Origin of the sequence: Asaia astilbis JCM 15831 (assembly GCF_000613845.1) — a bacterium.
GTDB lineage: Bacteria > Pseudomonadota > Alphaproteobacteria > Acetobacterales > Acetobacteraceae > Asaia > Asaia astilbis.
On sequence record NZ_BAJT01000002.1, the window covers coordinates 54,689 to 68,602 of the forward strand.

Below are 13,914 nucleotides of genomic sequence, written 5' to 3' on the forward strand. Positions count from 1 at the left end.
GTGATTAGAAAAAGAAAACTAATTGGTTTCGTATTTGAACCCTGAAGGGCTGGCAGCGTTCGTTTGATATGTTACGAAATAAGAACGCGTCGCCAGATGAGTGGCGCGTCGATTTTTCGTAATCTTCAGAATCCTGACTCCGGAGAACGACCATGCTGTCTTGCATTGGTTATGGCGCGCAACAAGCGTCCGATCGCCTCGCACCTTTCAAATTCGACCGCCGCGACACGGGGCCGGAGGATGTGCGTATCGACATTCTGTATTGCGGTGTCTGTCATTCGGACATCCATCAGGCTCGAAACGAGTGGCAGAATACGGTCTATCCTTGCGTCCCCGGACATGAGATCGTCGGGCGGGTGAGCGAAGTCGGCTCGGCTGTCCAGAAGATCAAGGTGGGCGATCTCGCAGGCGTCGGCTGTATGGTCGATTCCTGTCGTGAATGTACCAATTGTCGCGAAGGCCTGGAGCAGTACTGCGATAACGGCTTTGTCGGCACCTATAATGGCAACGACCGTCATGGGCGCGGGAATACCTATGGTGGGTATTCCAAAGCCATCGTCGTGGATCAGGCTTTTGTCCTTAAAGTGCCGGAGAACCTGGATCTGGCTGCTGTCGCGCCCCTGCTTTGCGCTGGAATCACGACCTATTCGCCTCTAAAGCACTGGAAGGTTGGCCCCGGCCAGCGCGTTGGCGTTGTCGGTCTGGGTGGGCTCGGTCATATGGCCGTCAAATTTGCCCGCGCCTTCGGTGCCCATGTCGTGCTGTTCACCACATCGCAGAACAAGGTGGAAGACGGGCTTCGTCTTGGCGCGCATGAAGTTGTGCTGTCCAAGGATCCCGAGGCAATGGCGAAGGAAACCGCCAGCTTCGATTTCATTATCGACGCGGTTGCCGCAGATCACGACATCAATGTTTATCTGAACCTGCTCAAGCGCGAGGGTACGCTGGTTCAGGTCGGTGCTCCCGAGAAGCCGCTTCCCGTCACGGTCTTCAGCCTGATCATGAAGCGCCGCGGCTTTGCGGGTTCGCTGATCGGTGGCATTGCCGAGACACAGGAGATGCTCGACTTCTGTGGTGAACACGGGATCACCTCTGACATTGAGATGATTGCGATGGACGAAATCGAAACGGCTTACTCACGGATGCTGAAGTCAGACGTGAAGTATCGCTTCGTCATCGATATGGCGACGCTCGACAACGCCGCCTGATCACAAGCTAATCAGAAACGCCCCCGCATCATGCGGGGGCGTTTCTCAGCACACCTCGATCGCCACACCACTAGCTTCAAGCTCCGCCACCGTGGAGGGCGTGATCTGGTTATCCGTCAGAATACGGGTGAATTCGGACAACGTTGTCAGGCGATGCAACCCACCCTGACGAAACTTCGTGCTATCGACGAGCAGTACCGAGTCATCGGCAATAGCCATAAGCGCGCGCTTTACTTTCACAACATCCTGATCGTTCTGGAACGCTGTGTCGCCGGAAATAACCGAGGTCGACATGAACATCAGATTGGCTCGAAGCGAGCGGGCGGCCTGTTCACAGACAAGACCGAAAAAGGCGTTGCGTGAGTTGCTGTAATCGCCGCCGAGACAGATGATCTTGATCCCGGGGAAAGGGGCAAGCGCCTGAACGACACCGACGCCATTGGTGATGACCGTCAGAGGGGCGAGGGCAGGCAGTAGCGGGAGCATTTCTGCCACAGTCGTTGAGTCATCGAGAATGATTACCTGACCTGGCTCGATCATCGAGACGGCACGCTGGATGATGGCCCGCTTCAGATTGGCTGCACGATGCTGGCGGTAGGCGACATTCTTTTCCGTGCGTGCCCGGTTCTTGAGCGTGATCCCACCGTGGATCTTGTCGATAAGACCCTGACCAGCCAGAGCATGAGCGTCGCGATGAATGGTCATACGGCTCACGTCGAAATGCTCGGCCAGAAATTCGATGCTCGCATTTCCCTGCTCGAAAAGCAGATCCAGGATCTGCTGCTGACGCGATTTCAGGTTTTGACGCTTCATCCCGGAAAATCCATCTAAAGAAGGCGCTGACCTGCTGTCATCACTCATTTTCGAAAACTGCCTCTGACTGAAGGTACGCCGCACCGGACGGGTTGAGCATTACGAGAGCTAAGATCACAAAAAATTATCACAAACGTCTCATAGCGACAAGATCGCGATCCCGTCGGTCCCGAGTGGTTCGACCGTAATCAACTCGTATTTACCTTACCGCGCGACACTGATCTCAATAGGTTCCGCGTGCTGATCCTAACGCTTCTTAAAGCGAAAGCCAGTCGCGGATGTCCTGATCCCGAAATTCTGATGCCTCAACCATATCCGCGTTGAAGGTCCTCATCATAGGACCTTGATAAGCCTCATTGCATGGCGTGTACGGACGCTCTGCTATCGAAACGCAGAGCGTTTTGAAGAATGCGTCGCCATGTTCGACCTGAGGACACTGCGTCTCGCCAAGCGTAGACCGCGCATCACGCGTCCGCCAAAACTCACTTTCATAACAAAAGAAAACTAACAAAGTTTCGAACTACACCTCTGTTATTTATAGGAAAATCTTTATCTCTCGGGAAATCATATCAATGTGAACGGATAATATGATACTATCACTACACAAATGTTATCTCACTTCCTATCCTCACATCGTCAACGTTACCGCGGCGGGTCGTCGCACCGCAGGAAGTGAGCACCATGGGTCAAAAGCCGATCTGGATCGGAACAAGCTGGAAAATGAACAAGGGGCCAGCTGCTGCACGCGAGGCTGCCGAACAACTTGCCGATATCGCAGTACCCGCAAATGTTGTGCCCTTCGTCATCCCTCCCTTTACGTCGCTCGAAGCTGTCGCAAAGCGTCTCGAAAACTCGCCCTGGCGTATCGGCGCTCAGAACATGCATTGGGAAGAGCATGGGGCATGGACGGGCGAAGTCTCGCCGAGCATGGTGCGCGAATGTGGTGCAGCCATCGTTGAACTCGGGCATTCCGAGCGCCGCGAACATTTCGGTGAGACCGATTTCACCGTCAATCTTAAGGTTCGGGCGGCGCTCCGCCATGGCTTGCGTCCTCTGATCTGCATTGGAGAGACGGCGGCAGAGTTCGAATTTGGCGTCACACACGAGACGCTGGTGCGGCAGATGAAGATCGCCCTTCACGGTCTGACCGAACGCGACTTCCAGAGCGTGATCCTGGCCTATGAACCCGTCTGGGCTATCGGCACCAAGGCACCCCCGCCACTCCGGCTTTCGTCAGCTCCGCTCATTCGCGCCTTCGAGATGTCCTGATCGAACTTACAGGGGAACGCCTGGCGCAGCAGGTGCCCATTCTCTACGGTGGCAGCGTCTCACTGGATAACGCAGCCTGCTTTACAGCTCTTCGAGACGTCGATGGTGTCTTTATCGGCCGCTCGGCGTGGGATCCTGCTGGTCTCGCCTCGATCATACGATCGGCTGTCTCATGAGCGGTACTACGGGCGTGGAGAGCAAGGCAGTCTCCGCAAGAAGACGAGAAATACTCGACTACGTTCTGGAAAATGGCGGTGCTCAGATAGAGGAGCTGGTCGAGCGCTTCTCTACCAGTCGGATGACCATTCACCGCGATTTACACGCTCTTTCCGAACAGGGGCTGGTGCGCAAAGTCCATGGTGGCGTCACAATGCTCGCGAGCGGCGTGATGGAGACAAGCGTCGTTCACCGGATGCGTCGAGCCTCCCGCGAGAAACAGGCCATTGCACGTGTCGCGGCCAGCTTCATCAAGACAGGCGATATCATCGCACTCGATGACTCGACGACATCGCGCATCCTCTCTGAGACGCTCCCCTCTGGCATGCCACTCACGGTTATGACCAATAGTATGGGGATCGCCACCCAGATTGCCAACGCACGCGATATCAGCCTGATCTCCCTCGGAGGCAAGTATCATCCTCGCTTCGATGCGTTTCTCGGCATCCTCTGCGAGCAGGGAACAAAATCCCTCCGCGCAAACACGCTTTTCATGTCGGTCTCTGCGGTCCGTGATTTGGGAGCGTTTCATCAGGAGCAGGAGATCGTCAAATGCAAGACGGCGCTGATGAATATTGTCGACCGCCGGATCCTGATGATCGACAGCCAGAAATTCGAAGTTACAGCGCTCAATCGTATCGCGAGCCTGACAGATTTCGATGTTGTCATCACTGATTCAGGCGTCGCCGAGAGCCAGAAAAGCCGAATGCTGGAGGCTGGCGTCAATCTGCATATCGCATCTCTCGATGAGGCCTCACCAGCGTCGTTACACGGCAAGTCCGGAGAGAGCCAAAAAGGAACAAAACAATGAAAATCGCAGTCGGTGGAGATAGCGCGGGTGAGGAACTCGCTCAGAAGATTATTGCCCATCTCAAGGCGATCGGCATCGAGGCCGATGATCTTTCTCACCCGGTCGAGGAAAAACCCGAACTCTATTCGGAACTCAGCGAGCGGGTTGGGCGGGCCATTCTTGCCGGGGATTACGAGAGAGGAATTCTCTGCTGTGGTACCGGGATCGGTGTCGCCATCTCAGCAAACAAAATTCCGGGTATTCGCGCAGCTCAGGCTCATGACACCTATTCGGCAGAGCGTGCAGCCCTGTCCAACAATGCGCATATCATCACACTCGGAGCCCGCGTCGTCGGTCCGGAACTCGCCAACACGATCGTCGAGTCATTTCTGGCGAAGACGTTCGACCCGCAAAGCGCATCGGCGCGCAATGTGGACGGAATTGATGCACTGGATCGAAAATACTCTAAGTAGAAAACCATCAAACACTTCTAATATTATACTTATAGAACGGCATATATCGCCAATTCATATTTCTGTTTTTATGAATTGTTCTCAATTGCGCCAAAAATCTTCAACAGAGAGAACGCCGGACACATCTCAAGACCTTCTCTCACGAAGAGGATGATTATCTCATGACCAGGATTTGTGGGCCCGCCGAAGATTTCGCGTCGTCAGCCCTCCTAGGCTTCGCCAGCCTCCATCGCGATATCGTCCGTCCAGTCAAGGGGGGTGTCCTACGTGCGCGACCGGCGAGAGAAGGGAAGGTAAGTCTGGTTGTCGGGGGCGGTTCGGGTCACTTTCCGGCCTTCAATGGCTTTGTCGGTTTCGGGTTTGCCGACGCTGCAGTCGCGGGAGACGTCTTCGCTTCACCATCGACACAGGCAATCCTCAGGGTCGCGCGAGAAGCGCAGCTTGGTGGCGGCGTGATCCTTGGTTACGGGAATTACGCAGGTGACGTCCTGAATTTCAGTATTGCTGCCGAGCGCCTTCGCTGAAGGCATCGATACACGCTTGATTGCCACAACCGACGACGTAGCGAGTGCGCCCCGACTGGAGCATTATCGACGCCGTGGGACGGCAGGCGATCTCCCGGTTTTCAAGATCATCGGTGCAGCAGCTGAAGCAGGACTGGCGCTTGATGCTGTTGAGACAGTTGGCCAGAGAGCCAATGCTCGGACGCGCTCTTTCGGTGTCGCTTTCGATGGTTGCACTTTGCCGGGCGAGAAGGAGAAACTTTTCCACGTACCTGAAGGGCGCCTGGCTTTAGGGCTCGGTGTTCATGGTGAGCCGGGTATCGATGAGCTCGACCTCATGCGGCCTGAAGAACTGGCTGCGATATTGTGCGAGCGCCTTCTTGATGAGGCTCCGTCGGACGCAGGTTCACGGATTACGGCTGTGCTCAATGGTCTGGGCAGCACGAAATACGAAGAGCTCTTTGTGTTGTGGGAGGCGATCATCCCCTATCTCGAAAACGCGGGGTATTCGATCATTGCCCCTCTCGCGGGAGAATACGTCACAAGTCTGGACATGGCCGGCTGCTCCCTTACCCTGACCTGGCTCGATGAGGAGCTGGAAGCGTTCTGGTGTGCACCTGTCACGAGTGCCGCCTTGAGGCGCGAGAGAGTAACGGGGCAGGAGAGCATCGCCTTACCCGCCCTAATCGACGTGCCGAAGACGGTCATGAGGTCACAGACCGACGAGGGCCGGAGAGGAGGGCTCTGTGTCGCGCGAGCCATGGCAAGACTCTCGGCTGCACTGGCAGAAGCAGAGCCCATGCTGGGAAAAATCGACGCTCATGCGGGCGATGGGGATCACGGCCAAAGCATGGCCCGCGGCTCTGACGCGGCAGCCAAAGCGGCTCGCACCGCCGTTGGCGCGGGTGCCGGACCCAGCACGGTTCTCATGGCAGCAGCCGATGCCTGGGCAGACCGGGCAGGGGGAACGTCCGGCGCTCTCTGGGGGGCTGGTTTGTTCGAATTCAGCACGGCGCTCGATGATCGCGCCATGCCCGAAGCTCAGCATCTTGCATTGGGTCTCCGCCGCGCAAGAGATAAAATCGCGGCGCTGGGCAAGGCAAAGCCCGGGGATAAGACGCTCATTGATGCTCTGACACCGCTCGTCGATCATTTTGAGGCAGGAATCGAGAAGGGGCACACGCTGTCTCGTGCCTGGTGCGAGGCCGCAAAGGCGTCGACAGACGCCGCCGAGGCAACGAAAGAGCTTTTGCCGCGGCTCGGTCGTGCTCGTCTTCATGGCGAGCGCAGCCTGGGTCAGCCTGACGCGGGCGCTGTGTCCATGGCGTTCTGTGCCCGTGTCATCGGAGAGCTGCTTTGATCGATCGCCGCTCAAGACTCTCCTGAGAACTCTTCTCCAAAGGGCCTGTGCGGAGACGATGCTTAAGAAGCACGAGTTAGTCCCCAAGTTTGAATTTTACCAAAGACCTATCCACAGCCTTACCCACGAACGCATCCACGAAATCTGTGGGTAAGTCAGTCGACTTTGAACATGACCGTTTTCGCCCTTTTCAAGAATGGTCGTCGAGACGAGCGAAACGGGAATTATGCCGTGAGTAGAACCAGTATGTGGCGAAGCCGAGCGCTGCGTATGCGAGGAGAAGCAAGGCCGGAACCGGATTGCCGTGCATCAGGGCCCGCGCCATGTCGGCGAAGAGCGGCGCAATCATGACGATGCAAAAAAGGATGCCCAGCAGGGGCGTGATACCGATCCACCAGCCTTTGACCCAGATCCCGCCGAGCGGAACGCTGAAGCTCCTGGGCATGTCGGGGTGCATGTTGCGCTGCCAGATCACGGTGAAGCACACGATACCGAATGCCGCCGCAGTCCCGATGCTCACAAGATCGCTGATCACATCGATCGGCAGTGTTGCTGTTGCGAGCGAGACAATGACGCCCAGCAGGATCGTTCCTGTCCAGGGTGTGTGATACCGACGGTGAACATAAGAGAAGATCGGCGGCAGCAAGCCGTCGCGGCTCATGGCAAAGAAGATGCGTGTCTGACCGTAAAGCAGGCCCAGCAGCACCGAGCAAAGACCGATCGTTGCCCCAAGATTGACGAACAGGGCGAGCCAGGGCTGGTTCATGGCCTTGACCGCAATCGAGAGCGGGTCGGCAACATTGAGTTTCTGATAGGGAACGATCCCGATCAGGATCGAGGCAACACAGACATAGACAATGGTGCAGATGACGAGGCTGCCGATGATACCGATCGGGACGTCCCGGCGCGGATTTCGGGCTTCAGCCGATGCCGTCGATACCGCCTCGAACCCGACATAGGCGAAGAAGATGATCGACGCCGCCCTGAACATACCCGGTACACCAAATCGAAATCCCCCTGATAGGCGGGGACGAAAGGGTGCCAATACGCAGGATGCAGCGCAAACAGACCACACCCGACGAAAAGAAAAAGCACGCCGACCTTGATGAAGACGATGATGGTGTTGACCCGGGCGGATTCCTGTACACCGCGCACGAGGCAGATCGTCACGACCGTAATCGCAAGCGTCGCGACAAGATCGAAACGCCAGCCCGACGTGATGGCCATGCCGCCACTACCCGGAACGGTCTGGAATGTTGCCTGGCTCAGCGAGGCAGGAATCCGCACACCGAAATCTGCAAGCAGACTGGTCGCGTATCCTGAAAGCCCGGAGGCCACAGCCGCACAGGAGATGCCATATTCGAGCAATAGCAGCCATCCTACCGTCCAGGCCGCGCGTTCGCCCATGGAGACATAGGCATAGGAATAGGCCGAACCGGAAACCGGCAGGCTGGAAGAGAGCTCGCCATAGGAGAAGGCGGTAAATAGGCAGGCCAGAGCCGCGATCACGAAGGAGATCAGGATCGACGGGCCCGCATATTCAGCAGCGGCCGTGCCGGTCATGACATAGATACCGGCGCCAATCGTCGAGCCGACACCCAACATGACAAGCTGCGTCGCCGTCAGGGAACGCTTCAGCCCGTTTGTTTCAAAATCAGCCGTGACCTGTGCAAGCGTCTTGCGACGGCTCGTGATCGTCGATGAAGGAGGAGGAGATGCGGCCAGGTCAGGAATGATGAAAATCGCCCATGCGTAAAAAAGCCGATCATGCCGGATCGGCCGTCAAAGTGGAAATGATTTCGTTCTCAGAGGAGAACGAGAACCAGAAGGGAAAAGATACCCGCGCCCATGCAATAGAAGGCAAAAGGCGAGAGCGCCCAACGCTCATGATCGCGGAAGTATCTCAAAAGCACAGCCGTACTGATCAGCGCCGTGATCCCGGCGACGACAGCCGCGATAATGGAGATATGAAGCATGTCGTGGCTGACGGTCATATGACGAAGCTGCCAGGCCTCATGGACTGTGGCGGCGAGCACTGCGGGCTGAGCCATGAGAAGCGAAAACCGGGCGGCAGTTTCGTGATTGAGCCCCCTGATGATGCCCGCATTGATCGTGGAGCCAGATCGCGAGATACCCGGGAAAAGAGCAAGACATTGCCATAGACCGATCACGAGCGCGTCTTTCGCAGACATGTCGGCAATCGCCCGTTGCGGCCCACGCCCCTTGTAGGAACGCATCCATTCGGTGACGAGCAGGATCAGACCGTTCAGGAAGAGAAATCCGGCAACCGCAACAGGCGTGCCGAAGATAATTTTCAGACGATGTTCGAAAGCCGCTCCGATGATGACCACAGGGATGGTCGCGACGACAAGCAGGACAAGGACGCGGATCGCCTCTTCGCGACGGGCTGCTCCATGCACGCCGAGCGCCCCGGTAAAGATGGCCAACCAGTCGCGCCAGAAGAAGCAGAACAAGGCCACAAAAGTACCGAAATGCAGCATCGTCAGAAACGGCAGAAACAGCTCGCCGCGTTCGTCAATGTTCCAGTGCAGCAGAGCCGGAAGCAAAACTGCGTGACCGAGACTGCTCACGGGGAAAAGTTCGGTCAGTCCCTGAACGATTGCAAGGACCAATGCTTGAAGCAGTGTCATGTCAGCTCAATATCAAAGGAGTATTTGTATCTCCTGCCTCAGACGGCCCCGGATCGCAAGCCCGCGCTTGACCGTTGACGCGTCTCGGGCGAAGAGTTCCCCTCAGATAACAGACAGGTGAAGCGGACATGGCGGCAAAAAACCGGGGCGGTGCAATTCTCGCCAGCACAATGGTGCTCGCCCTTGCTGCGGGCTTCGCAGTCTATGCAACGGCCCAACGACATGGTCCCTCCGGTGACACCCAGCGGCTCCATGCGCGCTTCGTCTCCGCCAATGGCCTCAATCCTGGCGCGGCCGTCGTGCTGGCAGGTGTGCGGGTCGGCACCGTCTCTCATATCGCTCTCGACCCGCAAACGCAGATGGCTCAGGTCGATTTCTCCATCGACAGGAATCTCTCCTTGCCATCCGATACGCTCCTTTCCATCGCTGCGCCGACCATGACATCGGATAATGCCCTCGCAATTGAGCCTGGGCAGTCCCGGGAGCGCCTGGGTTCCGATGGCATGATTACCAATACGCAGGCACCGACCTCGCTGGAGCAGCAGGTAAGCAATTATATTTTCGGTTCAGGCATCCAGTAACGCGACTTTTGTCGCATCCCCTCAATCGTTGAGGGGATAAAGCGCCAGCAGGCGCCTTTGCTTGCGCCAGTAACGGAGCATCGTATAGGCGCCGCAGGTCTTCCACCCTCTGGCACGGTTCATGGCCCCGATACGGAACGCCTCGCGATAGTGATAAAACTGGGCGCGATACGCCTCCCATAACGTGGTCCGTGAATCCCAGATATGGGTCGCTTCCGACCCCACACCGTTCATCTCGATGATCTCGAAGTCTTCGCCAGCTCGTAGCGCCTCAATCGAGGCGGCCTTGACGTCGATACGACCGAAATGAAACTCGCTCACATCGCCAAGGATCTCGTCGAGCCTTTGGGTCAGCTCAAGGGTCGCGTCCGCACAGCCATTGCGGAAGATCGATCCTTTGCAATGATTGCCGGTAAAGACAAGCTGAACTGTCTCGCCCGCCTCCGGCACCGTTGCCAGCCTCTCCTTAAGGCGCGGGAGATAAATATCGGGCAGCAGGTTCGTTCGCGGGTCCCGGGCAATCAGGTCGCTGATCGTTGAAATCCCGTCGCCCTTGAGAACCGGGGATTCCTTGTAGGTTATCGACGTGATCTTTCCAGTGCTGGAGCCCGGCTCGCGAATATAGAAGAGACCCGCTTCGACAGGCCCTTCAGCCAGGGCTTGGGCCATCACGCGAACCGAAGAAGGGAACTGCTCGAGGACGGATAAAAGCGTGGCTTCATCCTGAACAAGCTTCACTCCCGTCCCGTTACATCCGATATCGGGCTTGATCACGACCGGAAACCCGATCTCTTTTTCCCGCATGGCCTCCAACAGTGCTACGGCGTCCGCCTCACGTTGGCCCTTGCGCAATAACTGCGTCACGTAGGGGGCGATCCATCGGCTGGCGACCTTACCGGCGAGATCGAGAATGCCGCTCTTGCTTTCACCACATAGCCCTCCAGTCTCGATGCGTGGATTGGCCGCACTTGGGACGCTGAAATCCCCATAACTCAGTCCAAGAGCGATCCAGTACAGCACGATCGGCGTGTAAAAGATCGACCCTGGCCAGAATTCAAAAAGAGACAGGGGGTGGGGCGGTTTCTCGTGGGGATCGGCCTGAGCGTCGAGGCGAGAAGAATCTGGAGAAATCTGAAGCATCGAGAGATCAGTCACTGAAAGTTTGAAACCGGGCGATCAATCGACCGACGAAGAGAATAGTCAGGATGAAGCCGCCAATGCCGAGCCAGCGCCAGCCCGCCATGTGAGCACTCAACCACCCGCCGACATGAAGCGAGACACCGAACAGCAGTGACGTCCAGATCAACGTGGCGACAACGGCGCTCCCGGCGAACAAGCCAAACGGGGCACGGAAGAAACCGCACGCTGTATAGAGAGGCAAGCGCGCTCCAGGGATGAAGCGGCTTATCACGACGGTCCGGACGACGTTGCGTTGAAACCAGCTTCTACCCTTGTCGTGTCGTGGCAAGGTGAGCCAGCGGCGGGCACGCGGCCATTTCGCGCCCAGTGCACCAAGTCCGTAAAGCCCCAGATCGCCAACTGCAACGCCAATATAAAGCGAGATCAAGGCGAGCGGGATCGTGATGCGCCCCTCATCTACGGCCATTGCGGCAATCATCGTCGTGGCATCTTCGAGAATGAAGGTGCCGAGGATCACGGCAAGACCCTTAGACCACCACGCGGCTCCAGCAACCGAAAGGAGATGATAAAGCGAGCTGGTATGGAGAGGGGCACCATCAGACATGGCGCCCCCATGTGCCACGGACAGGCCCAAAAGGCCAATCTGGGCGGCTGCATCGTTCTCAAACATTTGCGGACTTGTGGTGAAAAGGAGACCTGGCGCCAAACAGTAGCTGAGCGACGCGCCCAGCTCTTTCTGGCCATCACGCATCTACACGCCCCAAAACGACCGGCTGGCTCGTTCACATAGACGACTTGATACACCCACCCCCATGACACTGAGGCTAAGTGCAGGTTTCCATAGGATAGCGGAAGAGCCAGATCGATAAGGTACCGACCCGAACGCCAAGCCGTATAACGGACAAAGATGAGAGCTGCGAAACTAACAAAAACAACCACTTATGTAGGCGGCTTATAAGAAAAAATGATAGGCTAATAGTGACAAAGCCCCCATACACTTCATGATACATGGCTCACACCGAAACGTTGAACTTAGGCTCATCACTTTTTGTCAGAGGGCCGCCGGAAATTACGAGACGAAATGTTCGATCGAGATAGGAAAATCAGTCGACACGACCTAACCTGAACCGGAGATTGCGGCGGGTTAGGTTGTGAAATTCCAGCCCGCGATGGTCTGCATCAGGATCGGGCGAAGAGCGAAGCGGTTCAGCCTGACGATGGCAATCACGCGCGCGCCCAAGTTAAATCAGAGAACCGAGAGCGGAAGAACAAAACCGTGAGCACCATATAAATTTGCATATTTCCACTCATCAATAAATGTCCAATCAATGGTTCGGGAATAGCATGTATTATACTCGGATGGGCAGAGCTGAGGGAGAAGTGATCAGATCTAGCTAAGCGCGCCGCGAGACTTTCAATAGCCTCGGACATACCTAATCAAGGACGATCTGTTTCGTTTCCTTATTTTTCTACCCAAGCGTTGGAGCCCCTTATCAATTCTCAGGGCTTTTCCACATCGATGATCGTTTCAACCTGAGCACTGCCTCATCGTCGAACAAAACGTTAGCGACTCGCCTCACTGTTTCGCGCGGCTGATCCTATTTATCATACTCTATGACGCTACCTGAAAATCGAGACCATGCAGGTCTCGTTAGGAGGGCGTAACTTATCGTTTGAAACGCAGTGTACACCGAGCACCGCTCTGTATTCAGAAAACTTTTTTGCGATACGTCCCGTACTAAAAATGATAATGAAGACCCAGAGAGTGTATCAATTTGGAGATTGTTTGATGTTATCTGGAAGATCGATCAATATAAATTATGTTTATTTCATATTTTCGTTATTTATCTCGGCTTTTATAGGGCTTGTAAGTTATCAATTTAATATACTCTGCCTAGGAAAGCATTATGAATTATTCGTGCAGAAGGACATCGACATCATTAACGGTGTTGCTAATATAAGGGCGTTTCAGCAGAGAGTGATTCCGTCTCTTGTTGAAAAATTCATCACAGTAATTCTAAATAAAAATATGAATTATGCCACGATCATAAATCATAAGATGTGTTTCATCCTGTTGCCTGTGCTAATTTTTATTTACGCCGCAATTTGCACAAAACTAAACTACGCAATCTCTTTAACGATAAGTTTGTTTTTTTCTATAATTAATACGTTTGTCATAGATTCAGGTTATTGGTTAATCTCGTTTGATCTATATAATGAAATATTTCTAATCACTTTCTTTATACTACTATTTTCAGATATGATGATGAAATACAAAATTATTTCTATACTATTTATGGCTATACTATGGATATTCATATTCGAAGAAGTAGTTTATATACCTATTTTTATTGCGCTGATCATGAACGCTAAGAAAATTAGAGGTCTCGATTTCAAAGGCATATTATCAGATCCTAGAAACTACTTTCTTGGTATTTCTTCCATCGTGATAATGCTTTTCGTCAACTTTCTTAGATCCGCCTTCGCTACAGTTGCGGACACGCCAAATCACACGAGCACTATATTGGGTCAGTGGGTGATGATTGTACCGAATTTGAAGACAATCGCCAAGGAGGGCTGAGCTTTCTCTATGTGGGAAATACACTGATGAATGGCTTTTCATGGGTTCAATCAGGTGGTATCTTTTTGTTGCTAATTTTGTTTACTATTTTTCTGATAAAAAGTTTTGACCATCTGTCAGATATCAACTTTACAATCTCATTGTTCATTATTTTCGTTTTCTTCATAAGCTTTATTTTTGCACATCTTGAGGAAACGAACACATTGATGCCGATCGTGGCTCTGTTGTTCATTTTACTGACGAACAGAGTAGCGGAAGACCGAAAAACGCGTTTGTTCGCTAACCCAGGTTCTGCTCAGTCGCGAACGTCGTCGATGTAGCCTCAAGCA

The 13,914-nt window shown here is 54.6% G+C and carries 10 protein-coding genes and 2 pseudogenes; 7 read left to right on the forward strand and 5 right to left on the reverse strand.

All coding sequences use genetic code 11. The annotated features are described in order from the left end of the window. The first annotated feature begins 152 nt into the window (after positions 1–152). A complete protein-coding gene (locus JCM15831_RS01710) occupies positions 153–1,208 on the forward strand; it encodes an NAD(P)-dependent alcohol dehydrogenase (protein ID WP_025822272.1) in 1,056 nt (351 codons plus the stop codon). Positions 1,209–1,253: 45 nt separating this feature from the next. Here the strand turns inward: JCM15831_RS01710 and JCM15831_RS01715 are convergent, their stop codons facing one another. Further along, positions 1,254–2,021 carry a DeoR/GlpR family DNA-binding transcription regulator gene (locus JCM15831_RS01715; protein ID WP_232227935.1) on the reverse strand — a complete coding sequence of 256 codons (768 nt, stop codon included), beginning with the start codon at positions 2,019–2,021 and terminating at the stop codon, positions 1,254–1,256. Between the two features lie 681 nt (positions 2,022–2,702). On the opposite strand from JCM15831_RS01715, the gene JCM15831_RS15790 reads away from it, so the two are divergent. From JCM15831_RS15790 to JCM15831_RS15795, 5 genes and pseudogenes are all read left to right on the forward strand, one after another. Then, complete coding sequence (locus JCM15831_RS15790) at positions 2,703–3,290, forward strand: triose-phosphate isomerase family protein (RefSeq protein WP_306301801.1); 588 nt, start codon at positions 2,703–2,705, stop codon at positions 3,288–3,290. After that, complete coding sequence (locus JCM15831_RS23560; protein ID WP_306301805.1) at positions 3,290–3,466, forward strand: triose-phosphate isomerase; 177 nt, start codon at positions 3,290–3,292, stop codon at positions 3,464–3,466. Before JCM15831_RS15790 ends, JCM15831_RS23560 begins: the two co-directional genes overlap by 1 nt. Further along, positions 3,463–4,317: a DeoR/GlpR family DNA-binding transcription regulator gene (locus JCM15831_RS01730; RefSeq protein ID WP_025822276.1), complete on the forward strand. Its 855-nt coding sequence runs from the start codon at positions 3,463–3,465 to the stop codon at positions 4,315–4,317. The genes JCM15831_RS23560 and JCM15831_RS01730 overlap by 4 nt, the downstream gene beginning before the upstream one ends. After that, positions 4,314–4,769, forward strand: a complete 456-nt coding sequence (locus tag JCM15831_RS01735; protein WP_025822278.1) for an RpiB/LacA/LacB family sugar-phosphate isomerase — start codon at positions 4,314–4,316, stop codon at positions 4,767–4,769. Before JCM15831_RS01730 ends, JCM15831_RS01735 begins: the two co-directional genes overlap by 4 nt. Positions 4,770–4,930: 161 nt before the next feature. Next, positions 4,931–6,632 (forward strand): annotated as a pseudogene (locus JCM15831_RS15795) (dihydroxyacetone kinase family protein). A gap of 190 nt (positions 6,633–6,822) precedes the next feature. Here JCM15831_RS15795 and JCM15831_RS15800 read toward each other — a convergent pair. Then, a pseudogene (locus tag JCM15831_RS15800) lies at positions 6,823–8,237 on the reverse strand (amino acid permease). 200 nt (positions 8,238–8,437) lie between these two features. Next, the gene (locus tag JCM15831_RS01755) at positions 8,438–9,283 is read right to left on the reverse strand and encodes an undecaprenyl-diphosphate phosphatase (RefSeq protein ID WP_025822280.1); all 846 of its coding nucleotides are present in this window, start codon (positions 9,281–9,283) and stop codon (positions 8,438–8,440) included. A 128-nt stretch (positions 9,284–9,411) separates the two neighbouring features. On the opposite strand from JCM15831_RS01755, the gene JCM15831_RS01760 reads away from it, so the two are divergent. After that, positions 9,412–9,864, forward strand: coding sequence for an MlaD family protein (locus JCM15831_RS01760; RefSeq protein ID WP_025822282.1), 453 nt, complete (start codon positions 9,412–9,414; stop codon positions 9,862–9,864). Positions 9,865–9,885: 21 nt separating this feature from the next. On the opposite strand, the gene JCM15831_RS01765 is transcribed toward JCM15831_RS01760, so the two are convergent. Together JCM15831_RS01765 and JCM15831_RS15805 are read right to left on the reverse strand one after the other, a co-directional pair. After that, positions 9,886–11,004, reverse strand: coding sequence for a D-alanine--D-alanine ligase (locus JCM15831_RS01765; RefSeq protein WP_232227936.1), 1,119 nt, complete (start codon positions 11,002–11,004; stop codon positions 9,886–9,888). A gap of 7 nt (positions 11,005–11,011) precedes the next feature. Next, entirely contained in the window at positions 11,012–11,608 is a 597-nt protein-coding gene (locus tag JCM15831_RS15805; protein ID WP_035773679.1) for a DedA family protein, read from the reverse strand. Positions 11,609–13,914: the final 2,306 nt, after the last annotated feature.

What these genes read in the sequence shown, in the direction of transcription:
- JCM15831_RS01710 (WP_025822272.1), top strand. Translation starts at nt 153, where the DNA reads ATGCTGTCTTGCATTGGTTATGGCGCGCAACAAGCGTCCGATCGCCTC.
- JCM15831_RS01715 (WP_232227935.1), bottom strand. Translation starts at nt 2,021, where the DNA reads ATGAAGCGTCAAAACCTGAAATCGCGTCAGCAGCAGATCCTGGATCTG.
- JCM15831_RS15790 (WP_306301801.1), top strand. Translation starts at nt 2,703, where the DNA reads ATGGGTCAAAAGCCGATCTGGATCGGAACAAGCTGGAAAATGAACAAG.
- JCM15831_RS01730 (WP_025822276.1), top strand. Translation starts at nt 3,463, where the DNA reads ATGAGCGGTACTACGGGCGTGGAGAGCAAGGCAGTCTCCGCAAGAAGA.
- JCM15831_RS01735 (WP_025822278.1), top strand. Translation starts at nt 4,314, where the DNA reads ATGAAAATCGCAGTCGGTGGAGATAGCGCGGGTGAGGAACTCGCTCAG.
- JCM15831_RS01755 (WP_025822280.1), bottom strand. Translation starts at nt 9,283, where the DNA reads ATGACACTGCTTCAAGCATTGGTCCTTGCAATCGTTCAGGGACTGACC.
- JCM15831_RS01760 (WP_025822282.1), top strand. Translation starts at nt 9,412, where the DNA reads ATGGCGGCAAAAAACCGGGGCGGTGCAATTCTCGCCAGCACAATGGTG.
- JCM15831_RS01765 (WP_232227936.1), bottom strand. Translation starts at nt 11,004, where the DNA reads ATGCTTCAGATTTCTCCAGATTCTTCTCGCCTCGACGCTCAGGCCGAT.
- JCM15831_RS15805 (WP_035773679.1), bottom strand. Translation starts at nt 11,608, where the DNA reads ATGTCTGATGGTGCCCCTCTCCATACCAGCTCGCTTTATCATCTCCTT.